General features: G+C 73.3%; 19 protein-coding genes. 12 read left to right on the forward strand and 7 right to left on the reverse strand.

Annotated features, from left to right (window positions below; translation table 11 throughout):
* Positions 1–68: 68 nt before the first annotated feature.
* Positions 69–371 carry a WhiB family transcriptional regulator gene (locus KDY119_RS04335; RefSeq protein ID WP_036953205.1) on the reverse strand — a complete coding sequence of 101 codons (303 nt, stop codon included), beginning with the start codon at positions 369–371 and terminating at the stop codon, positions 69–71.
* Between the two features lie 274 nt (positions 372–645).
* On the opposite strand from KDY119_RS04335, the gene KDY119_RS04340 reads away from it, so the two are divergent.
* Positions 646–1,776 carry a MerR family transcriptional regulator gene (locus tag KDY119_RS04340; RefSeq protein ID WP_153021972.1) on the forward strand — a complete coding sequence of 377 codons (1,131 nt, stop codon included), beginning with the start codon at positions 646–648 and terminating at the stop codon, positions 1,774–1,776.
* Between the two features lie 98 nt (positions 1,777–1,874).
* Positions 1,875–3,425: an IMP dehydrogenase gene (gene guaB, locus KDY119_RS04345; RefSeq protein ID WP_153021973.1), complete on the forward strand. Its 1,551-nt coding sequence runs from the start codon at positions 1,875–1,877 to the stop codon at positions 3,423–3,425.
* A gap of 15 nt (positions 3,426–3,440) precedes the next feature.
* On the opposite strand, the gene KDY119_RS04350 is transcribed toward guaB, so the two are convergent.
* A complete protein-coding gene (locus KDY119_RS04350; RefSeq protein WP_051136780.1) occupies positions 3,441–4,163 on the reverse strand; it encodes an exonuclease domain-containing protein in 723 nt (240 codons plus the stop codon).
* Positions 4,164–4,244: 81 nt separating this feature from the next.
* Between KDY119_RS04350 and KDY119_RS04355 the strand changes: the two genes are divergently transcribed.
* The 8 genes from KDY119_RS04355 to ptsP all read left to right on the forward strand — a co-directional run bounded on the left by KDY119_RS04355 (position 4,245) and on the right by ptsP (position 13,392).
* On the forward strand, positions 4,245–5,369 hold the full coding sequence (locus tag KDY119_RS04355; RefSeq protein WP_153021974.1) for a GuaB3 family IMP dehydrogenase-related protein: 1,125 nt from the start codon (positions 4,245–4,247) through the stop codon (positions 5,367–5,369).
* A gap of 14 nt (positions 5,370–5,383) precedes the next feature.
* Positions 5,384–5,917: a GNAT family acetyltransferase gene (locus KDY119_RS04360; RefSeq protein WP_153021975.1), complete on the forward strand. Its 534-nt coding sequence runs from the start codon at positions 5,384–5,386 to the stop codon at positions 5,915–5,917.
* 49 nt (positions 5,918–5,966) lie between these two features.
* A complete protein-coding gene (locus tag KDY119_RS04365) occupies positions 5,967–7,586 on the forward strand; it encodes a succinic semialdehyde dehydrogenase (RefSeq protein ID WP_036953191.1) in 1,620 nt (539 codons plus the stop codon).
* A 186-nt stretch (positions 7,587–7,772) separates the two neighbouring features.
* A complete protein-coding gene (locus KDY119_RS04370; protein ID WP_153021976.1) occupies positions 7,773–8,534 on the forward strand; it encodes a DeoR/GlpR family DNA-binding transcription regulator in 762 nt (253 codons plus the stop codon).
* Positions 8,531–9,508 (forward strand): 1-phosphofructokinase family hexose kinase, encoded by a 978-nt coding sequence (locus tag KDY119_RS04375; protein WP_036953182.1) that lies wholly within the window; start codon positions 8,531–8,533, stop codon positions 9,506–9,508. The genes KDY119_RS04370 and KDY119_RS04375 overlap by 4 nt, the downstream gene beginning before the upstream one ends.
* A gap of 1 nt (position 9,509) precedes the next feature.
* Positions 9,510–9,971, forward strand: coding sequence for a PTS sugar transporter subunit IIA (locus KDY119_RS04380; protein ID WP_036953179.1), 462 nt, complete (start codon positions 9,510–9,512; stop codon positions 9,969–9,971).
* Complete coding sequence (locus KDY119_RS04385) at positions 9,968–11,524, forward strand: PTS fructose transporter subunit IIC (protein ID WP_153021977.1); 1,557 nt, start codon at positions 9,968–9,970, stop codon at positions 11,522–11,524. The genes KDY119_RS04380 and KDY119_RS04385 overlap by 4 nt, the downstream gene beginning before the upstream one ends.
* Positions 11,525–11,670: 146 nt before the next feature.
* On the forward strand, positions 11,671–13,392 hold the full coding sequence (ptsP, locus tag KDY119_RS04390; protein ID WP_153021978.1) for a phosphoenolpyruvate--protein phosphotransferase: 1,722 nt from the start codon (positions 11,671–11,673) through the stop codon (positions 13,390–13,392).
* Between the two features lies 1 nt (position 13,393).
* Here ptsP and KDY119_RS04395 read toward each other — a convergent pair whose 3' ends face one another.
* The 3 genes from KDY119_RS04395 to KDY119_RS04405 form a co-directional block, all read right to left on the reverse strand.
* Entirely contained in the window at positions 13,394–14,662 is a 1,269-nt protein-coding gene (locus KDY119_RS04395) for an acetate kinase (protein WP_153021979.1), read from the reverse strand.
* Positions 14,659–16,827, reverse strand: coding sequence for a phosphate acetyltransferase (gene pta, locus KDY119_RS04400; protein WP_153021980.1), 2,169 nt, complete (start codon positions 16,825–16,827; stop codon positions 14,659–14,661). Before pta ends, KDY119_RS04395 begins: the two co-directional genes overlap by 4 nt.
* Positions 16,828–16,957: 130 nt before the next feature.
* On the reverse strand, positions 16,958–19,423 hold the full coding sequence (locus tag KDY119_RS04405) for a phosphoketolase family protein (protein ID WP_153021981.1): 2,466 nt from the start codon (positions 19,421–19,423) through the stop codon (positions 16,958–16,960).
* A gap of 159 nt (positions 19,424–19,582) precedes the next feature.
* Here KDY119_RS04405 and KDY119_RS04410 point away from each other — a divergent pair, with 159 nt between their 5' ends.
* A complete protein-coding gene (locus KDY119_RS04410) occupies positions 19,583–20,584 on the forward strand; it encodes an SURF1 family protein (protein WP_227994518.1) in 1,002 nt (333 codons plus the stop codon).
* A 90-nt stretch (positions 20,585–20,674) separates the two neighbouring features.
* Complete coding sequence (locus tag KDY119_RS04415) at positions 20,675–22,180, forward strand: MFS transporter (RefSeq protein ID WP_036952424.1); 1,506 nt, start codon at positions 20,675–20,677, stop codon at positions 22,178–22,180.
* A gap of 16 nt (positions 22,181–22,196) precedes the next feature.
* Here KDY119_RS04415 and KDY119_RS04420 read toward each other — a convergent pair whose 3' ends face one another.
* Together KDY119_RS04420 and KDY119_RS04425 are read right to left on the reverse strand one after the other, a co-directional pair.
* Positions 22,197–23,363, reverse strand: a complete 1,167-nt coding sequence (locus tag KDY119_RS04420; RefSeq protein ID WP_051136779.1) for a TRM11 family SAM-dependent methyltransferase — start codon at positions 23,361–23,363, stop codon at positions 22,197–22,199.
* Positions 23,364–23,785: 422 nt separating this feature from the next.
* On the reverse strand, positions 23,786–24,433 hold the full coding sequence (locus KDY119_RS04425; RefSeq protein WP_083890976.1) for a nucleotidyltransferase domain-containing protein: 648 nt from the start codon (positions 24,431–24,433) through the stop codon (positions 23,786–23,788).
* Positions 24,434–24,481: the final 48 nt, after the last annotated feature.

The following is a 24,481-nucleotide window of genomic DNA, read 5'->3' on the forward strand; positions in this document are numbered from 1 at the left end:
CCGCACCCTTCCGGGTGCGGGGCCTCGTGCTTTCCCCTGCGATCTTCCGCCCGTGGACGACGCGCGGCTCAGCCGACCCGGCTGAGCGCCTGACGGTCGCGCTCCGTGAGGATCGCCGTGCGCTCGTCCTCCGTCAGGCCGCCCCAGACCCCGTACGGCTCACGGACGCGCAGTGCGTGCTCGCGGCACAGCTCCATGACCGGGCAGCTCGCGCACACAGCCTTCGCGGCCTCGTCGCGCCTGCGCCTGTTCGATCCCCGCTCGCCCTCCGGGTGGAAGAACACCTCGTCACCGGTCTGGCGGCAAGCCCCCTGGTACTGCCATTCCCACAGGTCCATCACGGGGCCGGGGAGGCGGGAGATCTCAGTCATGTCGTCGTCCTTTCGCTGGCGAACGATGCGGACGTGGCCCCCTGGGGATCCACGCTGTGGTGCTGTGTACCGGTTCCGGGGGCCCGGACTCCTCGTGTTCGGTTCGGCCCCGTCGTCGGTGTTCACACAACCTAGCAATCGCTTCACAGATTGTTCAAGTCCCCTCCGCAACGTTCTTGACGCGCTTCGTCTCGGGTCAAATGGCGCGGTGCTGGCGCGCTCTTGACGCGATTTGCCGGTGGCGTGGACGCCGGACCCTGAGCACAATCGAGGGGTGACAGGCGGCAGCACGAGCAGGCCCACGAGCGTCCCGGGTCCGGGACACGACGACGGCGACACAGAAGGCCAGACGACGGGCGGCGCCCGGGCGTCCGGTTACACGGTGGCCAGCGTGGCTCGTCGGCTCGGCGTCGCCGCGGCAACCCTGCGGACATGGGACCGGCGCTACGGCCTCGGCCCGTCCTCGCACGTCGCCGGCGCCCACCGCCGGTACACCGGCGAGGACGTCGACCGGCTCCTGCTCATGCGCGAGCTGACCCTCGACGGCGTCGCCCCCGCCGAGGCCGCGCGCACGGCGCTCGCCGCCGGCCAGGAGGAGCTCCATGGTCGCGCGCTGGCGGCCGAGGACCTGCACGACGACCCCGAGGTCGTCGCCTCGGGACCTGCTCCGGCCGCGACGAGGCCGGTCCTGCGCGCCATCGCAGGCGGCCGGGACGCGGGCGCCGGCCGGAGCGCGAGCCGCGACGTCGACCCGCACGCGCTCGTGACCGAGATCGTGGACGCCGCGATCGCCTACGACGAGTCGCGGTGCGACGAGCTCCTGCGGATCGCGCCGGGCGGCGACCCGGCCGCCTGGTGGGCGGACGTCGTCGAGCCCGCGCGGCAGCGGCTCGTCGCCCGCGTCGTCCTGGCCGGGCCGGGGGAGGCCCCCGAGGTCCTGCTCAACAACGCGACCCTGCACGCGCTGCGCGTCTTCCAGGCCGAGTACGGCGACGAGGTGACCGAGCGGTCGGGTCCGCCCGTGTCCCACCCGTCCCGGCTCGGCCGCATCGTGCTCGTCTTCTCGGCCATCGGGGAGCCGGTCCCGGTCGTGGCGCACGCGCTGGCGGCGGCGCTCGTCGCGCACGGCGTGACCGCGCGCGTGGTCACGGGCCCGGCCGGCGCCCACCGGTCGATCGAGCTCGTCACCATGGTCAAGCCGGTCGCGGTCGTCACGGTCTCCGGGCTCACCCAGCCGCCCTGGCACCTCGTCGAGGCGATCCACGAGGCGCACCCCGGGCTCCCGATCTTCGTCGGGCTCGGGCGCGACCAGGACGAGACCGCCGTCCCGCTCGCCCACCAGGTGCACCGGGCGCGCAGCTTCCCCGGCCTGCTCCACGAGGTGCTGGCCGTCGCCGAGGGCTGAGGTGCCGCCGGTGTGAGACGCGTCGCACCGGCCGTCGTCGGTCCCGTACGTCCGGACGGCCGGGAATGAATCGTGCCCGCAGACCGTAGACTCTTGACATGACGGACGTGCCTGCCCCCTACGCCTCGACGCCCGGCCAGCCGCTCCCCGCCGACCCGCCGAACCCCTTCTCGCGCATCGGCCTGACCTACGACGACGTCCTGCTCCTGCCGGGAGAGACCGACGTCGTGCCCAGCGAGGTCGACACGACGACGCGGCTCACCAGGGAGATCTCCCTCGCGATCCCGCTGGTCAGCGCGGCCATGGACACCGTCACCGAGTCGCGGATGGCCATCGCCATGGCGCGTCAGGGCGGGATCGGCGTCCTGCACCGCAACCTGTCGATCGCCGACCAGGCCCACCAGGTCGACGTCGTGAAGCGGTCCGAGTCGGGCATGGTGACGGACCCCGTCACCGTCGGTCCGGACGCGACGCTCGCCGAGCTCGACGCGCTCTGCGGCCAGTACCGCGTCTCCGGCCTGCCGGTCGTCGACGGGCAGGGGGTGCTCCTCGGGATCATCACCAACCGTGACCTGCGCTTCGTCGCGGGCGCCGACTACGAGACCCGCCGCGTGCGCGAGGTCATGACGCCCATGCCGCTCGTCACCGCGCCGGTCGGCATCGCGCGCGACGAGGCGGCGGCGATCCTCGCGAAGCACAAGATCGAGAAGCTCCCGCTCGTCGACGCCGGCGGCCGCCTCGGCGGTCTCATCACCGTCAAGGACTTCGTCAAGACCGAGCAGTACCCGAACGCGACCAAGGACGACGAGGGTCGCCTGCGCGTCGGCGCGGCCATCGGCTACTTCGGGGACGCCTGGGAGCGGGCGACGACGCTCGTCGAGGCCGGTGTCGACGTCCTCGTCGCGGACACTGCGCACGGCCACGTGCGGCTCCTGCTGGACATGGTCCGCCGGCTCAAGTCCGACCCCGCGACCCGCCACGTCCAGGTCATCGGCGGCAACGTCGCGACGCGCGAGGGATCGCAGGCGTTCGTCGAGGCCGGCGCCGACGCGATCAAGGTCGGGGTCGGCCCCGGCTCGATCTGCACCACCCGCATCGTCACGGGTGTCGGTGCGCCTCAGATCACCGCGGTCTGGGAGGCCTCGCTCGCGGCGCGTGCTGCCGGGGTCCCGGTCATCGCCGACGGCGGCCTGCAGTACTCGGGCGAGATCGCGAAGGCGATCGTCGCCGGCGCCGAGACCGTCATGCTGGGCTCGCTCCTCGCGGGCTGCGACGAGGCGCCGGGAGACCTCATCTTCGTCAACGGCAAGCAGTTCAAGGCCTACCGGGGCATGGGCTCGCTCGGGGCCATGAGCTCGCGCGGCAAGAAGTCCTACTCCAAGGACCGCTACTTCCAGGCCGAGGTCACGAGCGACGACAAGCTCGTGCCCGAGGGCATCGAGGGACGCGTCGCGTACCGGGGGCCGCTCGCCGCCGTCTCCCACCAGCTCGTCGGCGGACTGCGCCAGTCGATGTTCTACGTCGGCGCGCGGACCGTTCCCGAGCTGCAGCAGCGCGGCCAGTTCATCCGGATCACGCAGGCGAGCCTCAAGGAGTCGCACCCGCACGACATCCAGATGACCGTCGAGGCGCCCAACTACCAGGGCTGACGCGCCCGGGGCGCCTCAGGGCCGCCCGGGCCGTTGACCGGTGCCGCTGCTCGCGGCCTCGCGGGCGCGCCACCGCTCGAGCTCCGCGGTCCACGCGCGGTGCTGGTCGACCTGGTACGCGTGCAGGGTCGCGAGGTCCATCGCCCCGAGCTGCGGGAACGCGGCGACCATGGCGGCGAGCAGGTCGAGCGTCGCGACGACGTCGGCGTCCGCGGCGTGCAGGCCTGCGGCCTCGGGGCCGTCCAGGTCCAGGACGCCGTAGGCCGCGCACAGTGCGCCGAGCGTCCGGCCGCCCCGGCGGAGCGGGACGAGCGCGCGGTCGAGGACGAGTGGGTCGACGACGGCCGGGACCGGCCCGCCGAGGCGCTCCGGCAGCGTGCGCAGCCCGTGCCGCGCCAGCTCCGCGTCCAGGAGGGCGAGGTCGAAGCCCGCGTTGAACGCGACCACGGGTACCCCTTCGGCCAGGGCCTCGTGCAGGACCGCGGCGATCTCCTCGAGCGCCTCGCGCGGCGGGCGTCCGTAGGTGCGTGCCTGCTCGGTCGAGATGCGGTGGATCGCGGCTGCGCCGTCGGGGATCTCGATGCCGGGGTCGACGAGCCAGGTGCGCACGGTGGTCTCGACGCCGGGCGTGCGGTGGACGAGGGCCGCCGACACGATCCGGTCCGCCGCCGGGTCGACGCCGGTCGTCTCGGTGTCGAAGCCGAGGAGCGGTGCTGTCGTCCACGTGGCCGTGCTCATGGCGCCAGGATCGCATCCGCCGCCCACAGGGAGGCGGCGGCCGTCCGGAGCGGCGCCGGACCGGCCCCCTAGACTGGACCGGTGAGCAACGAGATCGAGATCGGCCGTGGCAAGCGCGGGCGCCGTGCCTACTCCTTCGACGACATCGCCGTGGTCCCCTCCCGGCGGACCCGCGACCCCGAGGACGTCTCGGTCGGCTGGCAGATCGACGCCTACCACTTCGACCTTCCGATCATGGCGGCCCCCATGGACTCGGTGATGAGCCCCGAGACGGCGGTGGCGCTCGGCAACGCGGGCGGCCTCGGCGTCCTCGACCTCGAGGGCCTGTGGACCCGGTACGAGGACCCGCGTCCGCTGCTCGAGGAGATCGCGACCCTGCCCGCGGAGCAGGCCACGAGCCGCATGCAGGAGATCTACGCGGCCCCGATCCTCCCCGACCTGGTGACGCAGCGGCTCAAGGAGATCCGGGCCGCGGGCGTCACGGTCGCGGGTGCGTTGTCGCCGCAGCGCACGCAGGAGCTGTCCCAGACCGTCGTCGACGCCGGCGTCGACCTGTTCGTCATCCGGGGCACGACGGTGTCGGCCGAGCACGTGTCGTCCAACGCCGAGCCGCTCAACCTCAAGCGGTTCATCTACGAGCTCGACGTGCCCGTGATCGTGGGCGGCGCGTCCACCTACACCGCGGCGCTGCACCTCATGCGGACCGGTGCGGCGGGCGTGCTCGTGGGCTTCGGCGGCGGCGCCGCCCACACGACCCGGGTCTCGCTCGGCATCCACGCGCCCATGGCGACCGCGGTGGCGGACGTCGCGGCCGCGCGCCGCGACTACCTCGACGAGTCGGGCGGCCGGTACGTGCACGTCATCGCCGACGGCGGCGTCGGGCGGTCGGGCGACCTCGTCAAGGCGGTCGCGTGCGGCGCGGACGCGGTCATGATCGGCGCCGCGCTGGCCCGCGCCCAGGAGGCTCCCGGCGCCGGCTGGCACTGGGGCTCCGAGGCGCACCACGCGCAGCTCCCGCGCGGCGAGCGCGTGCGCGTCGGCACCGCGGGGACGCTCGAGGAGATCCTCTTCGGCCCGGGGCGCCAGGCCGACGGCACGCTCAACCTCGTGGGTGCGCTGCGCCGCGCGATGGCGACGACGGGCTACTCGGACCTCAAGGAGTTCCAGCGCGTCGAGGTCGTCGTCTCTCCCTACCAGCCACGCTGACCCGGAGGCCGCTCATGACCCCCACGCCCGCCGGCTCGGGCCCGTCCGGGACGCGTGACGGCGTCGGGCTGCGGCTGCCCGCGCCCGTGCTGCGCCTCGCCGAGGCCACCGACGACGACGTCGCGCCCCTCGTCGCGCTCTGGACCGCCTGCGGACTGACGCGGCCGTGGAACGACCCCGAGCGGGACCTCGAGGACGCGCGCGCGACCGCGACGTCGACCGTCCTCGTGGGGCGTGTGGGCCCGGTGGCCGCGGCCGGTGCCGGAACGGTCGTGAGCAGCGCCGTCGCCGGCTACGACGGGCACCGGGGCTGGCTGTACTACGTCGCGGTGGACCCCGCGTGGCAGGGGCGGGGGTTCGGGCGGGAGACCGTCGTCGCGGCCGAGGCGTGGCTCGCGGCGCAGGGCGCGCCCAAGGTCCAGCTCATGGTGCGGCACACGAACACGGCTGCCGTGGGGTTCTACGAGGCACTCGGCTACACGGACCAGGAGGCCACCGTCCTGGGCCGGCGTTTCCCCGCCGCGCAGGGCGGCCCGGAGGTCGGTTGAGCATCCCCGGCGCCTAGGACGCGCGGTACGGGACGCGTAGCCTGGGCGCATGGCAGACAGCACGGACGACGTCAGCGTCGACGGCCTCCTCGACCCCGACAGCCCCACCGCGACGTACGCCCTCGAGCCCGGCGTCGTGGCACCCCTCCTGGACCGTCTCGCGAGCTCGCGCGGGGCCGGCGAGCACCGGACCGTCGCGCCGTTCACGGGCGCGCCGCTCGTCGCGGTGCCGCTCTCGTCCGAGCAGGACGTCGCCGACGCCGTCGAGCGGGCGCGCGAGGCCCAGCGCGCCTGGGCCGAGGTGCCGGTCGCGGAGCGTGAGAAGGTCCTGCTCCGGCTGCACGACGTCGTCCTCGACCGTCAGTCCGAGGTCCTGGACCTGCTCCAGCTCGAGAACGGCAAGTCACGGACGAGCGCGTTCGACGAGGTCATGGACGTCGCCCAGGTCGCGCGGCACTACGGCGTGCGGGCGCACCGCTACCTCCGCACGCGGCGCGTGCCCGGCATGATCCCCGGGCTCACGAGCACGCGGGTCCTGCGCCACCCGGTCGGCGTCGTCGGTGTCATCGCCCCCTGGAACTACCCCCTCACGCTCACGCTCTCGGACATCCTCCCGGCGCTCGTCGCGGGTGACGCGGCCGTCGTGAAGCCCGACCTGCAGACGCCTCTGACCATGCTCTGGGCGGCCGAGGCCCTCGAGGACGCGGGCCTGCCGGCGGGCGTCGTGCAGGTCGTGTACGGCGGGCCCGAGGTCGGCCGCGCGCTCACCGCGTCCGTCGACCACATCGTCTTCACCGGCTCGACGGCGGTCGGTCGGACGGTAGCCGCGCAGGCGGGCGAGCGCCTCATCGGCGCGACGCTCGAGCTCGGCGGCAAGAACCCGCTGTACGTCGCGGCGGACGCGGACGTCGCGTCGGCGGCGCGCGGCGTCGTGCGGGCGTGCTTCGCGAACACGGGCCAGCTCTGCATGTCGATCGAGCGGCTGATCCTGCACGAGGACGTCGCGGACGAGTTCCTCGACGAGTTCGTCCCCCTCGTCCGCGACCTCACGATGGGGCCGGGGCTCGACTACCGGCACCAGGTCGGCTCGCTCACGTCGCAGGCGCAGCTCGACCGGGTCGTCGCGCACGTCGACGACGCGATCGCCCGCGGAGCGAGCGTCCTCGCCGGGGGCGTGCACCGTGCGGACCTCGGCCCGTACTTCTATGCCCCGACGGTCCTCGACGGCGTGCCCGACGACGCCGCGTGCGCTCGCGAGGAGACGTTCGGGCCGGTGGTCTCGGTCCGGCGGGTGGCCTCGGACGACGAGGCGGTCGACGCCATGAACGACACCGAGTTCGGGCTCAACGCGAGCATCTGGACGGGTGACACGTCGCACGGCCGCCGCCTCGCGGCCCGGGTGCAGGCGGGGTCGGTCAACGTGAACGACGGCTACGCGGCCGCATGGGGCTCGGTCTCGGCGCCTCTCGGCGGGTTCAAGGCGTCCGGGCTGGGCCGGCGGCACGGGCGCGAGGGCATCGAGGCCGTGACCGAGGTGCAGACCGTCGCGGTCGAGCGCGGCGTCGCGCGCGGGCTGAGCTTCGACTCGCTGCACGGGCGGCCGGGGGAGCAGTGGACGGGCCTGATGACGAGGGCCTTCCGGGCGATGAAGGCCACGCGCCTGCCGTAGCCGTCACCCGGACGCTCCTCGACGAAGGGCGGGCAAACCACCGCGAACGTGAACCGTTCGGGTGGGCTGCCCGCCCTTTGTGCTGCCCGGGCCTTGCCTTCCAACAGAAACGGGTCTATACAAAGAAGAACACAGATCCGAACGGGGGCCGCGCGGCTCCCGTCCGAGAACCAGGACGGAGCCGTCGTGTACGCACCGGAGCGACACCAGAGCATCCTCGAGACCGCCCGCGCGCAGGGCCGCGTGGAGGTCGCCGCCCTCGCTGCCGCGCTGGACGTGACGCCCGAGACGGTCCGCCGCGACCTGTCCGTGCTCGAGCGCCAGGGCCTGCTGCGCCGCGTCCACGGCGGCGCGATCCCCGTCGAACGCCTCGGCGTCGAGCCGGGCGTCGCCGTCAGGGAGGGCCTGCTCGCAGCCGAGAAGGCGCGGATCGCCAAGCTCGCCCTCGAGGAGGTCCCGGAGGACGGCGCGATCCTCATCGATGCCGGGACCACGACCGTGCGGCTCGCGGAGATGCTCCCGACCGACCGCCCCCTCTCCGTCGTCACGCACTCGCTGCCCGTCGCGACCGTCCTCGCGGGCCGGCCCAACGTCACGCTCCACCTGGTCGGCGGGACGGTCCGGGGGCGCACCCTCGCCGCCGTCGGACCGTGGGCGCAGCGCGAGCTCGCCGAGATCCAGGTCGACGTGGCGTTCCTCGGGACGAACGGGCTGACGCCCGAGCGTGGGCTCACCACGCCGGACCTCGCCGAGGCCGCCGTCAAGCGTGCGCTCGTCGCGTGCGCCCGCAAGGTCGTGGTCCTCGCCGACCACACCAAGCTCGGGCGCGACGACTTCGCGCACGTCGTCGGGCTCGAGGCCGTCCACGTCGTCGTGACCGACTCGGGGGCCGACCCGGACCTCGCCCGGGCCGTCGTCGAGGCGGGGCCCGTGGTGGTGCTCGCATGATCGTCACCGTCACGCCCAACCCGAGCCTCGACCGCACGTACGAGCTCGACACGCTCGCGCGCGGCGAGGTGAACCGCGCGGCCCGGGTCCGTCTCGACGCGGGCGGCAAGGGCATCAACGTCAGTCGAGCCCTCGTGGCCGGTGGGGCGGACACCGTCGCGGTCTTCCCGTCGGGCGGGTCCGACGGCGCGCGCATCGTCGCGACCCTCGCCGCCGACGGCGTCGCCTCCGTGCCGGTCGAGATCGCCGGCAGCACCCGGTCGAACGTCACGCTCGCCGAGGGCGACGGCACCACGACCAAGGTGAACGCCCCGGGGCCCCGGCTCACGACCGACGACGTCACCCGGCTGCTCGCTGCCGTGGCCGACACGCTCGACGCAGGAGAGCGGCGGGACGGCGGGCCCCGCGTCGTCGTCGGGGCCGGCTCCCTGCCCGACGGCGCCGCGGACGACTTCTACGTGAGGCTGGCGCAGGTGGGCCGCGCGCACGGCGCGCGTGTCGTCGTCGACACCTCGGACGCGCCGCTCGGTGCGGTGGCCCGCGCGGGCTGCGCGGACCTGCTCAAGCCCAACGACGACGAGCTCGCCGACCTGGTCGGCAGGCAGCTGCGGACCGTCGGCGACGTCGTGGCCGCTGCCCGCGAGGTGCTCGCCGCCGGGACCGAGCGTGCGACCCCGGGCCCGGAGGGGCGCGAGGTGTTCGTCTCGCTCGGCGCGCACGGCGCCCTGCTCGTGACCGCCCGGCGGACCTGGTGGGCCGGAGGCGCGCCGCTCGTCCCCGCGTCCACCGTCGGCGCGGGCGACGTCACCCTGGCCGCGTACCTGCGCACGGGTGACCTGCCCACGGCCGTCGCGGCCGGCCGCGCCGCCGTCCTGCTGCCCGGGAGCGCCGTGCCGACCCCCGACCTGATCCACCTCGACGACGTCCGTGTCGTCGAGGAGCCTGACCCGACCGTCGCACTGAAGGAGCTGTGACATGTCAACCGCAACCCCGCTGATCACCCCCGAGCTCGTGGCGCTCGACGTCGAGACCACGGATCGCGACGCCGCGACCCGTGCCCTCGTCGGCCTGCTCGCAGACGCCGGCCGCGTGACCGACGCCGACGGCTTCCTCGCCGACGTCAAGGCCCGCGAGGCCCAGATGGCGACCGGCATGCCCGGCCAGGTCGGCCTGCCGCACGCTCGTTCGGAGCACGTCACGGTCCCGAGCCTCGCCGTCGGGCGCGTCCCCGCCGGCGCGGACTGGGGCGGGCCCGACGGCCCGGCCACGCTCGTCTTCCTGATCGCCGCCCCGGCGGGCGGCGACGCCGACCACCTGAAGATCCTCGCGGCGCTCGCGCGCCGGCTCATCCACCCCGAGTTCCGCGACGCGATCCGGACCGCGCCCGACGCGCAGACCGTCGCCGACGTCGTCACCCGAGAGGTGGTCGTGTCATGAAGTTCGTCGCCGTCACCTCGTGCCCCACGGGGATCGCCCACACGTACATGGCTGCCGAGGCCCTCGAGCAGGCCGGCCGCGCCGCCGGGCACGAGGTCCACGTCGAGACGCAGGGCTCGATCGGCACCGACGCCCTGGACCCGCAGCTCATCGCCGAGGCGGACGGCGTGATCTTCGCCGCGGACCTCGAGGTCAAGGACAAGGACCGGTTCGCCGGGAAGCCGTTCGTCGACGTCGGCGTCAAGAGGGCCGTGCACGACGCGCCCGGGGTGGTCGCCGACGCCGTCGCCGCGGTCGAGGCGGGCCCGACGGCGGCCACGGTCGCCGGGTCCGCGGCCACGGCGGACGCCGCACCGGAGCGCGCCGCGTCCGGCGGCCCGGGTGTCGGCTCACGGATCCGGCAGTACCTCATGACCGGCGTCTCGCACATGCTGCCGTTCGTCTCGGCGGGCGGGATCCTCATCGCGATCGGCTTCCTCATCTCGACCGTGGCGTGGCCGTCGAACGGCGCGATCGAGGTGACGAAGGTCGTCGACGGCACCAACGCGACCGCGTTCCTCGACTGGGTCACGCACTCGTTCTCGTGGGGGTCGGGCCAGGACTGGGCGGTCCTGCTGTTCTGGGTCGGCAAGTGGGCCTTCGCGTTCCTCGTGCCCGCGCTGTCCGGGTACATCGCGTACGGCATCGCCGACCGGCCCGGCATCGCGCCCGGGTTCGTCGGCGGCTTCGCGGCGGTGACCGTCGGCGCGGGGTTCCTGGGAGGCATCCTCACGGGCTTCCTCGCGGGCTTCACCGCGCTGTGGATCTCGCGCTGGAAGGTCCCCAAGGGTGTGCGGGGCGTCATGCCCGTCGTCGTGATCCCGCTGCTCTCGGTGGGTGTGGTCGGGGTCGTGACGACGCTGATCATCGGCCCGCCCATGCGGTGGATCAACGACGGCCTGACCGACTGGCTCAACTCGCTGAGCGGGGGCAGCGCGGTGCTGCTCGGGGCGGTGCTCGGGCTCATGATGTGCTTCGACCTCGGAGGTCCGGTGAACAAGGTCGCGTACGTGTTCGCGACGACGGGGCTCGTCAACGCGACGTCGAACGCCGACGGGCCGGCCAAGATCATGAGTGCCGTGATGGTCGCCGGCATGGTGCCGCCGCTCGCGGTCGCCCTGTCGACGGTCGTCCGCCGCCACCTGTGGACACCGCAGGAGCGGGATGCGGGCAAGTCGTGCTGGCTGCTCGGCCTGTCGTTCATCACCGAGGGCTCGATCCCGTTCGCAGCGGCCGACCCCCTGCGGATGATCCCGTCCTTCATGGCGGGTGGCGCGGTCGCGGGCGCGCTCACGATGGCGTTCGGGTCGGGGCAGCTCGCCCCGCACGGCGGCATCTGGGTGATCGCGCTGATCGGCAAGCCGCTGCTGTTCCTGCTGGCGCTGGCGGTGGGGACGGTGGTCTCGGCGGTGGTCCTGACCGCGTTCAAGACCGCCCGGGAGCGCCGGTTCGCGACCCCTGGCGAGGTGGCCGCGACGTCGGAGCCGGGGACTCCGTCGGCGGCGGCGGTCTGACGGGCTTCCGGCCGCGCGGGGCGCCCGGCACGGACGTGCCGTGGCCGCCCCGTGCGGCTAGAGTCGGAGCAGTACATCTGGTCTAGACCACATGGCCCCTGGCATAGCCCTCGGGACCGACCCTTCGACGACGAGGACGCAGAACCATGAGCCACGACGCGACCACCGCCACCACGCCCGGACCGGGCACCGTGCTCCACGGCGTCGGGGTCGGCAGGGCCGGGGTGGTGGGCCCGGTCGTCCAGGTCGCGGGCGCGCCCGCGGTGCCCGCGGACGAGCCGGGAACGGCCCCGGACCAGGTCGAAGCGGTCCAGGAGCGGGTCGCCGCGGCGTTCGACGCGGTCGCGGCGGGGCTGCGGGCGCAGGCCGACGCCGCGTCCGGGCCGGCCGTGGACGTGCTCGGCGCCACCGCCCAGATGGCCGACGACAAGGCGCTGCGCAAGCAGACCGCGGCCGGGATCGCGGGCGGCTCCGGCCCGGTGTCCGCGCTCGACAAGGCCGTCGACGGGTTCGCGACGATGTTCGAGCAGGCCGGCGGCTACCTCGCCGAGCGTGTCACCGACCTGCGCTCCGTGCGCGACCGGGTCGTCGCACACGTTCTCGGGGTCCCCGAGCCGGGCGTCCCGACGCTGACCCAGCCGTCCGTCGTCGTCGGCAAGGACCTCGCGCCCGCCGACACCGCCACGCTCGACGTGAGCCACGTGCTCGCGATCGTCACCGAGCTCGGTGGACCGACCTCGCACACCGCGATCATCGCGGGGCAGCTCGGCATCCCGTGCCTCGTCCGCGTGGCCGGGGCGACGGGGCTCGCGGACGGCACGGTGGTCGCGGTCGACGCCGCCGCGGGCACGGTCGAGGTCGACCCCGCACCCGAGGTCGCGGACGCGTTCGCGCAGCGCGCCGAGGTCGCCGCCCACCTCGCGGAGGACCACGCGCCGGGTGCGACCGCCGACGGCCACCGCGTCCTCCTGCTCGCCAACATCGGCACGGCCGAGGACGCCGAGCGCGCCGCCGCGCAGGCCGTGGAGGGCTCGGGGCTGTTCCGCACCGAGGTCCTGTTCCTCGAGCGCGAGACCGCGCCCACGCGCGAGGAGCAGGCCGCGACGTACGCCCGCGCGCTCCGGGCGTTCGGGGACCGCAAGGTCGTCATCCGCACGCTCGACGCGGGCGCCGACAAGCCGCTCAAGTTCGCGACCCAGCCCGACGAGGAGAACCCTGCGCTCGGGGTGCGTGGGTACCGGCTCGTCCGCACGGTCCCCGACGTGGTGACCACCCAGCTCGAGGCGCTCGGCGACGCGCGCCGCGAGACCGGGCTCGAGCCCTGGGTCATGGCGCCGATGATCGCCACGCCGGGGGAGGCACACGACTTCGCGGCTGCCGCCCGCGCGCAGGGCATCACCAAGGTCGGCGTCATGGTCGAGATCCCCGCCGCCGCGCTGCGGGCCGACGCGATCCTCGCCGAGGTCGACTTCGTGTCCATCGGGTCCAACGACCTCGCCCAGTACACGATGGCGACCGACCGGCTGCGCGGCGAGCTCGCCGACCTCATCGACCTGTGGCAGCCCGCCGTCCTCGACCTCGTCGCCGCGACCGCGGCCGCCGGGCAGCGCGCCGGCAAGGACGTCGGGGTCTGCGGCGAGTCCGCCTCCGACCCGCTCATGGCGGTCGTCCTGACCGGCCTCGGGATTACGAGCCTGTCCATGGCGCCCGTCGCCGTGCCCGCGGTCCGCTACGCGGTCAAGGCGCACACGCTCGAGCAGGCGCGCGCCGTCGGGCAGGCGGCCCTCGCCGCCGACGACGCCCCCGGCGCTCGCGCGGCGGCCCTCGCCGCCCTGGCCCCGGGCGTGGCGGACGCGCTCGGCATCTGAGTCAGGCCGCGAGACCGTCCACGACCTCGATGCACTGGCGGGCGATGGCGAGCTCCTCGTTGGTCGGCACGACCATGACGAGCGTGCTCGTCCACGGCGGCGAGATGATCCGCGGCTCCGACGACGACGGCGCGGTGTTGCGCTCCGGGTCGACCGCGAGCCCCAGCGGCTCGAGGCCGTCCAGGACCTCGGCGCGCACCGCGGCGTCGTTCTCGCCGACGCCCGCCGTGAACGCGAGGACGTCGACCCGCCCGAGCACCGCGTGGTACGCCCCGATGTACTTGCGGAGCCGGTGCTCGTAGACGTCGAGCGCGAGCCGGGCGGCCTGCGCGGCCTCCGGGTCGTCGCCGTCGGCCAGGGCGCGGACCGCCCGGAAGTCGTTCTCGCCCGCAAGGCCCTTGACGCCCGACCGCTTGTTGAACAGGTCGTCGATCTCGTCGACGCTCATGCCGGCGTTGCGCGACAGGTGGAACACCACGGCGGGGTCGATGTCACCCGTCCGGGTCCCCATCACGAGACCCTCGAGCGGGGTCAGGCCCATCGACGTCTCGACCGGCACGCCACCCGCGACCGCGGACGCCGACGCCCCGTTGCCCAGGTGCAGGACGATCTGGTTGAGGTCCTGGACCCGGCGCCCGAGCACGCGCGCCACCTTGCCGGCGACGTACTGGTGGCTCGTCCCGTGGAAACCGTAGCGCCGCACCCCGTACTCCTCGGCGACGCCCCGCTCGAGCGCGTACGTGTACGCGTGCTCGGGGAGCGCCTGGAAGAACGCGGTGTCGAACACCGCGACGTGCGGCACGTCGCCCATGAGGTCGCGCGCCACCTCGATGCCCGTCGCGTTCGCCGGGTTGTGCAGCGGGGCGAGAGGGGACAGGTCGCGGATCTTCGCGACGACGTCGTCGTCGATCAGGACCGGCTGGGAGAACACCGAGCCGCCGTGGACCACGCGGTGCCCGACGGCGTGCACGCCCGCCTTCTCGAGGTCCGGGCCGAGCTCGGCGAACAGCCCGAGCGCGAGTCGCAACGCCTCGCCGTGGTCGGCGACCTTCTCCTCGCGCCTCGTCGTGTTGCCCCCGAAGACGTGCTTCACCGGGCTCGACGACTCGCCGATCCGCTCGACGACCCCCGACGCGATCGCCTCCCCGCCCACCGGGTTCACGAGCTGGTACTTGAGCGAGCTCGACCCCGAGTTCAGCACCAGGACGGACCCGTGCGCGCCGTACGCGGAGTACGGGTTGGGGCGTTCGGACTCGGGCAGGATGCTCATGCTTCTCCTTCTCCGGCGGCCCCGGCCTGGGCCTGGATCGCGGTGATCGCGACCGTGTTGACGATGTCGTGGACGAGCGCCCCGCGCGACAGGTCGTTGACCGGCTTCGCGAGGCCCTGGAGCACCGGGCCGATCGCGACCGCGCCCGCCGAGCGCTGCACGGCCTTGTACGTGTTGTTGCCCGTGTTGAGGTCCGGGAAGACGAACACCGTCGCCTTGCCCGCCACGTCGGAGCCGGGCATCTTCGACGCCGCGACCGAGGCGTCGACCGCCGCGTCGTACTGGATCGGACCGGCCACCGACAGGTCGGGCCGGCGCTCACGGACCAGCGCCGTGGCGTCCCGGACCTTCTCGACGTCGGCGCCGTAGCCGGACTCGCCCGTCGAGTACGACAGCATCGCGATCCGGGGCGCGACGCCGAACTGCGCGGCCGTGGCCGCGGACGAGATCGCGATGTCCGCGAGCTGCGTCGACGACGGGTCGGGGATGACGGCGCAGTCGCCGTACACGAGCACGCGGTCCTCGAGGCACATGAGGAACACCGACGACACGACCGAGACGCCGGGCGCCGTCTTGATGATCTCGAACGACGGCTTGATCGTGTGGGCGGTGGTGTGGGCCGCACCCGACACCATGCCGTCCGCGAGACCCAGGTGGACCATCATCGTCCCGAAGTACGAGACGTCCGTGACGATCTCCCGGGCGCGCTCGACGGTCATGCCCTTGTGCGCGCGCAGCTGCGTGTACTCCTCGGCGAAGCGCTCGACGAGCTCCGGGTCGTGCGGCGACAGGACGTGCGCGCCGTCGAGCCGCAGACCCAGCTCGGCGGCCCGGGCCCGGACGGGGGACTCGTCCCCGAGGATCGTCAGCTCGGCGACGTCGCGCTGCAGCAGGGTCGACGCCGCGCGCAGGATCCGGTCGTCGTCGCCCTCGGGCAGGACCACGTGCTTGCGGTCGGCGCGGGCACGGGCCAGGAGCTCGTACTCGAACATGAGCGGCGTCACGACGTCCGACGGCGGCACGTCCAGGGCCGCGGCGAGGCCCGTCTGCGCTGAGGAGGGCGAGGCACCCGCGGTCGCGCGGTCGAACAGGGCGAGCGCCGTGTCGACCTTGACGGGGGCGTCGAGGCTGACCCGCCCGCGGGTGCGCGAGGCACGGCTCGCGGTCTCGATCGTGTCGAGGTGCGTCGTGAGGATCGGCAGGCTCGGGGCGAGGTCGTCGAGCAGGCGCGCGATCGACTCCGGAGGCTCCAGGCCGCCCGTGAGGACCATCGCGGCGAGCGACGGGTACGACGGCGCGGCGTGCGCCGCGAGCAGCCCGATCAGCACCTCCGAGCGGTCGCCCGCCGTGACGACGACGGCCCCGTCGGTCAGGTGGTCGAGCAGGTGCTCGAGCGTCATCGCCCCGACGAGCACGCCCATCGCCTCGCGCGCGAGGAGCTCGTCGTCGCCCAGCAGGAGCGTGCCCTCGACGGACTCGCGCAGACCCTCGACCGTCGGCGCGGACAGCGACGGCTCCTCGGGGATCGTCCACACCGGCAGGGGAGACGTGGGGGCCTCCGGCACGTCGAGGCCGCCCAGCGCCGCACCGACCGCCTCGAGGTCGTCCGGCCGGCACCGGTTCGCGACGACGCCGAACGGCCGCGCGTGGAACGCCCGCAGCTCGGCGAGGCTCACCTCGGCGAGCTGGCGGACGTCGTCGGGCGTGCGATCGAAGCCCGAGATCACGAGGAGGACGGGGGCCCCGAGGTTCGCGGCGACCCGCGCGTTGAAGGACAGCTCGGTGGGACCGGCGACGTCGGTGTAGTCGCTGCCGAGGACGAGGACCGCGTCGCACGCGAGCGCCACGTCGTGGAACTTCGCGACGATCTGGGAGAGCGAGGTCTCGGGGTCGTCGTGGACCTCGTCGTAGGTGACGCCGACGCACTGCTCGTAGGTGAGGTCGACGCTGTCACGAGCGAGCAGCAGCTCGAGCACGTAGTCGCGGCCCGCGTGCGGGTTGGCGTCGGCGCTGCGCGCCACGGGCCGGAAGACGCCCACCCGGGGGAAGCGTCGCTGGAGCAGCTCCAGGACGCCCAGCGCGACGGTGGACTTGCCGGTCTCGCCCTCGGGGGAGGTGATGTACACGCTGCGGGTGGACTCGCTCACGGACTCATTCCATCGCATCGCCGCACGACCTGCAGTGTCGTGCGCCACGGCGTGAGCGACGTCTCCTCGAGCGAGCGGGCCCGGCGCCGGGCAAGCAGCTCACGACCGCCTGCACGGCGCCGGGCCCGCACGCCCGGCGTCCGAGGGACTACTCGTTGTCGCCGCCCGTCCCGATGGTCGCGTCGACCTGGCCCGTGTCGGCGAGGTCCTGCGCGTCGGGCCACACCCAGTCCCGCACCTCGGGCAGGTCGTCGCCGTGCTCGCGCGTGTACTGGCGGGCCTCGAGGCGCCTGTCCTGCATCTCCTGGCGCAGCCCCGCGTACCGGGACGCGAGGCCGGGCACGCGGTCGATCACGTCGATGACCAGGTGGAACCGGTCGAGGTCGTTGAGCATGACCATGTCGAACGGCGTCGTCGTGGTGCCCTCCTCCTTGTACCCGCGCACGTGCAGGTTCGCGTGGCCCGTGCGGCGGTACGTGAGGCGGTGGATGAGCCACGGGTAGCCGTGGTAGGCGAAGATCACGGGCTTGTCGCGCGTGAACAGCGTGTCGTAGTCCTTGTCGGACAGTCCGTGCGGGTGCTCCTTCTCGTCCTGCAGCCGCATGAGGTCGACGACGTTCACCACCCGCACCTTGAGGTCCGGGATGCGGCGCTTGAGGATGTCGGCCGCGGCCAGCACCTCGAGCGTGGGCACGTCGCCCGCGCAGCCCAGGACGACGTCGGGCTCGACGCCCTCGGTCTCCGTCCCGGCCCAGTCCCAGATCCCGAGCCCGCGCGTGCAGTGCGCGACCGCCTGCTCCATGGTGAGGAACTGGGGAGCCGGCTGCTTGCCCGCCACCACGACGTTGACGTACTGCCGGCTGCGCAGGCAGTGGTCGTACGTCGACAGGAGGGTGTTGGCGTCCGGCGGCAGGTACACCCGCACGACCTCGGCCTTCTTGTTCACGACGTGGTCGATGAAGCCGGGGTCCTGGTGGCTGAAGCCGTTGTGGTCCTGGCGCCACACGTGGCTCGACAGCAGGTAGTTGAGGCTCGCGACCGGCCGCCGCCACGGGATGTGGTTGGTGACCTTGAGCCACTTCGCGTGCTGGTTGAACATCGAGTCGATGATGTGGATGAAGGCCTCGTAGCTGGTGAACAGGCCGTGCCGCCCGGTGAGCAGGTAGCCCTCGAGCCAGCCCTGGCACTGGTGCTCGGAGAGCTGCTCCATCACGCGCCCGACGCGCACCAGGTGCTCGTCGACCTCGGGGGAGAAGTACTCGGCGTTCCACTGCTTGCCGGTCACGTCGTAGACGGCCTGGAGCCGGTTCGACGCGGTCTCGTCCGGACCGAAGATCCGGAAGTTGTCCGGGTTGCGCCGGATCACCTCGGTGAGGAACTCGCCGAGGATGCGCGGCGCCTCGACCATGCCGGACCCCGGCTTCGGCACGTCGACCGCGAAGTCACGGAAGTCCGGCAGCCGCAGGTCGCGGAGCAGGATGCCGCCGTTCGCGTGCGGGTTCGCGCTCATCCGCAGGTCGCCCGCGGGCGCGAGCGCGCGGATGTCGCCGTCGATCGCGCCGTCGTCGTCGAACAGCTCCTCCGCGCGGTACGACTTCAGCCAGTCCTCGAGGACCTTGAGGTGCTCGGGCGTGTCGCGCGCGTTGGCGAGCGGCACCTGGTGGGCGCGCCACGACCCGACGGTCTTCTTGCCGTCGATGTACTCGGGTCCCGTCCATCCCTTGGGGGTGCGGAAGACGATCATCGGCCAGGCGGGCCGCGGCAGGTCCTCGCCCTGCTCGGCGGCTGCGGCCTTGATGTCCGCGATCTCGTCGAGCACCGCGTCGAGCTCGCCGGCGAACCGCCGGTGGATCGACTCGAAGGACTCGTCGCTCTCGTCGGGCACCTCGAACCAGTGCACCTTGTGCCCGTACCCCGTCAGGAGCGAGGTGAGCTCGTCCTGGCCGATCCGGTCGAGGATCGTGGGGTTCGCGATCTTGTAGCCGTTGAGGTGCAGGATCGGGAGCACGACGCCGTCGTGCGACGGGTTGAGCAGCTTGTTGGAGTGCCAGCTCGTGGCGAGCGGGCCGGTCTCGGCCTCGCCGTCGCCGACGACGGCCGCGACCAGCAGGTCCGGGTTGTCGAACGCCGCGCCGTACGCGTGCGAGAGGGCGTAGCCCAGCTCGCCGCCCTCGTGGATCGACCCCGGGGTCTCCGGGGCCACGTGAGAGGGGATGCCGCCCGGGAACGAGAACTGGCGGAACAGCTTGCGCAGACCCTCCTCGTCCTCGGTGATGTCGGAGTACAGCTCCGAGTAGGTGCCGTCGAGGTACGTGCTCGCGACGAGCCCAGGGCCGCCGTGGCCGGGGCCGGCGACGTAGATCGTCGACTGCGCCCGCTCCGCGATCGCGCGGTTGAGGTGCGCGTAGAGGAAGTTCAGGCCCGGGGTCGTGCCCCAGTGGCCCAGCAGGCGCGGCTTCACGTCGTCGCGGGTGAGCGGGCGTCGCAGGAGCGGGTTGTCCAGCAGGTAGATCTGGCCGACCGACATGTAGTTGGCGGCGCGCCACCACCGGTCGATCCGAGCGACCGTCTCGTCGCTCACCGCGTTGTCCGGAAGGGCCGTCCAGGAGGACATCGATACACACTCCTCAGGGCTGTGCTGATGGTGCCCCCATTCCATCGCACGAGGTCACTCGTCGCGCGTCGGACGAAGGTGATCAACGCGACGGCGACCGTGGCCCCCACCGGCTCAGGACGGTCGGGTGCTCCCAGGCTGCCCGGCTACCGTGGACCCGTGGTCTCCCCGGCACCCCCGACGACGCCGACCTCCTCCGGTCCCGGCGCGCCGACTCCCGTGCCCGCGCGCCCGGGGAAGCCGCCGCGCGTCGTCGGGCCGGTCACCTGGGGGCGGGTCGCCCGTCGTCCGCGGATGATCGGGCTCCTCGCGGTCCTGCTCGCCTTCGCCGCCCTGTGCGGAAGCCTGGGGGCATGGCAGCTCGACCGCGCGTACGCGCGCGGTGCGGCTGCGCAGGAGAAGGAGCTCGACGCGAAGCTCGCGGCGGAGGAGGCCCGCGGGCCGGACGGCCTCGGCACCGTGCTCGCCCCGCAGACCACCTTCACCGGGAAGCTCGTCGGCGACCTGGTCTGGGTCGATGGCAGCTACGAGGCGAACGGTCAGGTCCTCGTTCCCGGTCGTGCGCTCGACGGCCGCACCGGTTACCTCGTGCTCACGCCGCTCCGGGTGTCCGACGACGGCACGTCCGGCGCGTCGTGGAAGAACCTGTCGGGCGGTGCGCCCGTGGTGCCGGTGGTGCGCGGCTGGGTGGCGACGCCCGCGCAGGCGCCCGCTGCGCCGTCGGGCACGGTGCGCGTGAACGGCTACCTGCAGGCCTCGGAGGCGACCGACACCACCGGACGCACGCTGCCCGACGGGCAGGTCGACTCGGTGTCGTCCGCGCAGCTCGCGAACCGCTGGGGCGGCCCGATCTACAGCGGGTACGTGGTGCTGCGCGACTCGGACCCGGTCGCCGACCCGGCGATCGCCGTGCTCCCGCGGCCCCGGGTGGAGGGCTCGGGGGACGTGAACCTGCAGAGCCTGTCGTACGCGTTCCAGTGGTGGCTCTTCGCGGTGTTCGCCGTGTTCGTGTGGTGGAGGATCGTCCGCGACCAGCGTGACCACGAGAACGCCGCCCTCGCCGGGACCACGCCCACGCCCGCCGACCCGGCGGCCGACGGCCGGACACCCAAGGTACGGCGCGGCGACGACGGCATCGCGGGGCTCCCGGCGCGGCGCTGACATCCCGGCCGGGCGCCGCTGTCAGCGAGATGTCAGCGACGACGAGACCGTGTCAGCGCCGTGTCAACGGCCCCGACGAACATCGTCTGCATGACCACGACCGACCTCACGCCGCGACCCACGTCGCGCACCTACTCGTCCCTCCGGGCCGCCTGGATCCCGATGGCGGCGCTCTGCCTGGCCTTCTTCGTCGAGATGGTCGACAACACGCTCATGTCGATCGCCCTCCCGACGATCGGCCGCGACCTCGGCAGCAGCACCACGGCGCTGCAGTGGGTCAGCGGCGCCTACGCGCTCACGTTCGGCGGGCTCCTCCTCACGGCCGGCTCGATCGCCGACCGGTTCGGGCGCCGTCGCGTGCTGCTCACCGGCCTCGCCGCGTTCGGGATCATCAGCCTGGGTGCCGCCCTCGTGTCCACGAGCGGGGAGCTCATCACCCTGCGCGCCCTGCTGGGCCTGGCCGCGGCGGCGATGGCGCCCGTGACGAACTCGCTGGTGTTCCGTCTCTTCGACGACAAGGCGCTCCGGATGCGCGCCATCACGGTGATGATGGTCGTCGGCATGTCGGGGTTCATCCTCGGCCCGCTGCTCGGCGGGACCGCGCTGGCGCACGTCTCCTGGCAGTGGCTGCTCCTCGTCAACTTCCCGATCGCGCTGATCGCCTGGGTCGGCGTCCGGCTCGGGGTCGCCGCCGACGCCAAGGACGGTCTGACCGACGACAAGCTCGACCTGCCCGGTGCCGGGCTCAGCATCGCGACGATCGGGCTCGCGTGCTACGCCCTCACCAGCGGCGTCCAGCACGGGTGGCTCTCCGCGATCACGCTCGGCTGCGTCGTCGGCGCCGTCCTGGCCGCCCTGTTGTTCGTCCGCCACGAGCGCCGCAGCGCGGCGCCGATGCTCGACCTCAAGCTCTTCTCGAACGGCACCGTGCGTGGCGCCTCGATCGCACAGATCGGGACCGCCGTCGCGATGGCGGGCGTCATGTTCGGCCTGATCCTGCACTTCCAGTACGCCTGGGGCTGGAGCCCCGTGAAGGCCGGCCTGGCGAACCTGCCGATGATCCTGACGATGCTCGGCGCGACCCCCCTCTCGGAGTGGCTCGTCACCCGGTTCGGGCACCGGGTCGCCTGCCTCGTCGGCTCCGGCTTCCTCGCCGCGGGCGTCGGCGGGCTCGCGTGGGGCGTCGAGCACGGCTACGTCGCGATCGCCGTCGCGATGGTCGTGATGACTATCGGCCTGCGCACCGTCATGACGGTGTGCGCCGTGGCCCTGGTGGACGAGATGCCCGCCAACCGCACGTCGATGGGCACCGCGCTCAACGACACCGCCCAGGAGGTCGGGACGAGCGTCGGCACCGCGGTCGTCGGGACGCTCATCGCGACCCTGGTCGCGAGCCAGCTCCCCGCCGGCACGTGGAGCAACGAGCTGGTCGCCTCGTTCTTCCACGGTGAGCGGGTCACCTACGTCGTGCTCGCCGTCGTGGTCGGCATCCTGGCGGCGTTCGGCGCCTCGACGCTGACGAACTCTCGTTCGACCGAGGAGCACACCGAGGGCGAGGAGCCCGCCGAGCCCGAGCGCGAGACCGTCCCCGCCTGATCCGCGCGGCGCGACCTCAGCGTGGCTTGCGGGCCACGACGAGGTCGCGCTGGATCGCCTGGTCGACGCGGTGCTCGAACCCCTGCCAGGGGCCGGGCGCCGCGTCGTCGCTTCGTTCGCCGAGCACCTCGAGGCCGGCCGTGGTGAGCGCGTCGACGAGGTCGCGACGTGGCGCGACCTTGACGTTCCACGAGATCCCGACGGCGCCGCCCCGGCGCAGCAGGCGGACCCACCCGGGCAGGGCCTTCGTGAGGAGCGGCACGGGGGAGCGCGTCAGGTCGTCGCGGGCGGTCGACCGGCCGTCGCGGCCGCGCGTGCCCGACGCGCGGTTGCCGTGCTGGACGCCGTACGGGGCGTCGGTGACGATCGCGTCGAAGTGCCCGGCGGGGAAGAGCTCCGCGGCGCGGACCGTGTCCGCGTTGACGAGCTCGACGCCGATCGTGTCGCCGGCGCGGTACTCCTGGGGTGTCGCGCCGACCGTGGCGGTGAACCGCCGCCCCAGGTTCTTCCCGTCCCGACGCAGCGTGCCGAGGTCGGCGGTGTGCTTGAGCCGGTGGTTCTTGAGCCACGTGCGCAGGAAGACCGCGTACGCCTCGACGTCCTTGGCGTCGACGTCGATCCCCGCGGCGTCCCAGCCGCGCACCAGCGCCTGGTTGAGCGTCGTGCCGCGGCCCGCCATCGGGTCGAGGACCCGCAGGCGGCGCCGGGCGCCGTCGGGCCGGACGGTCCACGGGCCGGCGAGGTCCCGTGGCCGGTCGGTGGCCGCGACGGTGACGTTCACGAGCAGGCGCGTGAAGTCCTCGTTGGTCTTGCCGGCGTACCTCTGCACGGTCAGCAGGTCCGAGTCGAACAGCTCGACCGCGGCCCGCGTCACGGGCCGGAGCGCCACGCCGCCCCCGGCGCCCGGTTCACCGTCGACGGCGAACAGCGCGTACGCCGACGACAGCGCCGACACGAGGCCGAGGTCGGTCTCCCGGACGCGGTCCGCGTCCGGCCCGGCGGGGTCGTCGAGCGTGAACGTCACGTACGGCAGCCCGCCGAGCGTCGTCGTGCCGAGGTCGGTGACCCGCCCGTCGAACGCGCGCTCCGCGAGGACGCTCAGCTCCGCGAGAGCGAGCCGGGGCGCGGCCTGCGCGTAGACGCGGTTGTGCGACGGCGAGACGAGGAACGCGTACCGGGTCACGTGCGCCATTGTCGCGTCAGCGCTGGTGGCTGTCGATGGCGTCCGTGAGCCGCCCGGCGTGCCGGAGAATCGAAGCGACGCGTTCGCTCGACAGGAACGTGGTTCCGTGGTGAGCGTTCCTCTTGTCGCGCAGGACCGCACGGAGGTCACTCGCAAGTCGGTCGCAGCTCGGGATCGTGTTCACCAGGTCAGCGGCCTGGCCGTGGTCCTGGCCTTGCGCGCAGAAGCCGAGCCTCGCCCCTCCGATGGCGTCCGCGGCCGCGATCGCCCCAGAGCTGCGAGACTGGCGGCGACATGTCGTTCGGCGGGGTCCTCGGCATCAGCGACGAGTGCTGCGACTTCGAGGTACTTGCGCACGCTGGCCGCCCGTACGAGCACGTCCGCGCGGGTCATCGGGCGTGTCCGGCCGGCGCCTCGAGGGGTCACGGGCGAACCGGCAAGCCCTCGAGCGGCGGACCCACCAGCACGCGGGCGTCGCGTCGCGGCGCCTCGATGAGCGGGTCGTCGGCCTGAGCTGCAGCGCCGAGCGACGCCGACGTGTGGAGGAGCACCCGGACAGGCCCGCCGGTCCAGGCCCGAGCCGATGTCTCGAGCGCGTCGACGAACCTCGCCGCGCGGTCGTCGTCCTGGGGTACGACCACCAGCAGGTCGAGATCGGAATCAAGCCCGGCATCACCACGCGCGACCGATCCGAAGACCGCGACACTGAGGTCACCCCCCCCGGGTAGTGGCGCTCGGCCAGACGTTCGACGCGCTCGCGGAGCTCGCCCTGCGGATCGAGTCTCTCGAACGCGGCTGCGAGGGGGGTGGAGGAGATGCTCCCGGTTGAGCGAGAAGAGCCGCGAGCCGCCGACTGTCCGACCGGTGACGAGCCCGTGACGCTGCAGGCGTTCGAGCGCGTACCGCACACCGCCGTAGGTCCCGGAGCCCGTCACGCGGTGGGTCTCCTGCCCGGTGAGAACGGAGCCCGCCCGCCACAGGGCGCGCAGCACCGGAGGCTCGAGGGTGTTGCCCCACGCTCGCTCGGGATGTGCCCAGTCCGCCCTCACAGATCTTGAAGGTGGTGTCATGATCCTGACACCACCTTCAAGATGTTGACGAGCTTCTCGATGCCGTGC

Origin of the sequence: Luteimicrobium xylanilyticum, assembly GCF_009429125.1 — a bacterium.
GTDB classification, from domain to species: Bacteria; Actinomycetota; Actinomycetes; order Actinomycetales; family Cellulomonadaceae; genus Luteimicrobium; species Luteimicrobium xylanilyticum.

Bases quoted from the DNA above. Each gene is read 5' to 3' on its own strand.
- KDY119_RS04395 (WP_153021979.1), bottom strand. From the start codon at position 14,662: ATGAGCATCCTGCCCGAGTCCGAACGCCCCAACCCGTACTCCGCGTAC.
- KDY119_RS04335 (WP_036953205.1), bottom strand. From the start codon at position 371: ATGACTGAGATCTCCCGCCTCCCCGGCCCCGTGATGGACCTGTGGGAA.
- KDY119_RS04380 (WP_036953179.1), top strand. From the start codon at position 9,510: ATGTCAACCGCAACCCCGCTGATCACCCCCGAGCTCGTGGCGCTCGAC.
- KDY119_RS04375 (WP_036953182.1), top strand. From the start codon at position 8,531: ATGATCGTCACCGTCACGCCCAACCCGAGCCTCGACCGCACGTACGAG.
- guaB (WP_153021973.1), top strand. From the start codon at position 1,875: ATGACGGACGTGCCTGCCCCCTACGCCTCGACGCCCGGCCAGCCGCTC.
- KDY119_RS04415 (WP_036952424.1), top strand. From the start codon at position 20,675: ATGACCACGACCGACCTCACGCCGCGACCCACGTCGCGCACCTACTCG.
- pta (WP_153021980.1), bottom strand. From the start codon at position 16,827: ATGCGATGGAATGAGTCCGTGAGCGAGTCCACCCGCAGCGTGTACATC.
- KDY119_RS04405 (WP_153021981.1), bottom strand. From the start codon at position 19,423: ATGTCCTCCTGGACGGCCCTTCCGGACAACGCGGTGAGCGACGAGACG.
- KDY119_RS04425 (WP_083890976.1), bottom strand. From the start codon at position 24,433: ATGACACCACCTTCAAGATCTGTGAGGGCGGACTGGGCACATCCCGAG.
- KDY119_RS04365 (WP_036953191.1), top strand. From the start codon at position 5,967: ATGGCAGACAGCACGGACGACGTCAGCGTCGACGGCCTCCTCGACCCC.
- KDY119_RS04385 (WP_153021977.1), top strand. From the start codon at position 9,968: ATGAAGTTCGTCGCCGTCACCTCGTGCCCCACGGGGATCGCCCACACG.
- KDY119_RS04350 (WP_051136780.1), bottom strand. From the start codon at position 4,163: ATGAGCACGGCCACGTGGACGACAGCACCGCTCCTCGGCTTCGACACC.
- ptsP (WP_153021978.1), top strand. From the start codon at position 11,671: ATGAGCCACGACGCGACCACCGCCACCACGCCCGGACCGGGCACCGTG.
- KDY119_RS04360 (WP_153021975.1), top strand. From the start codon at position 5,384: ATGACCCCCACGCCCGCCGGCTCGGGCCCGTCCGGGACGCGTGACGGC.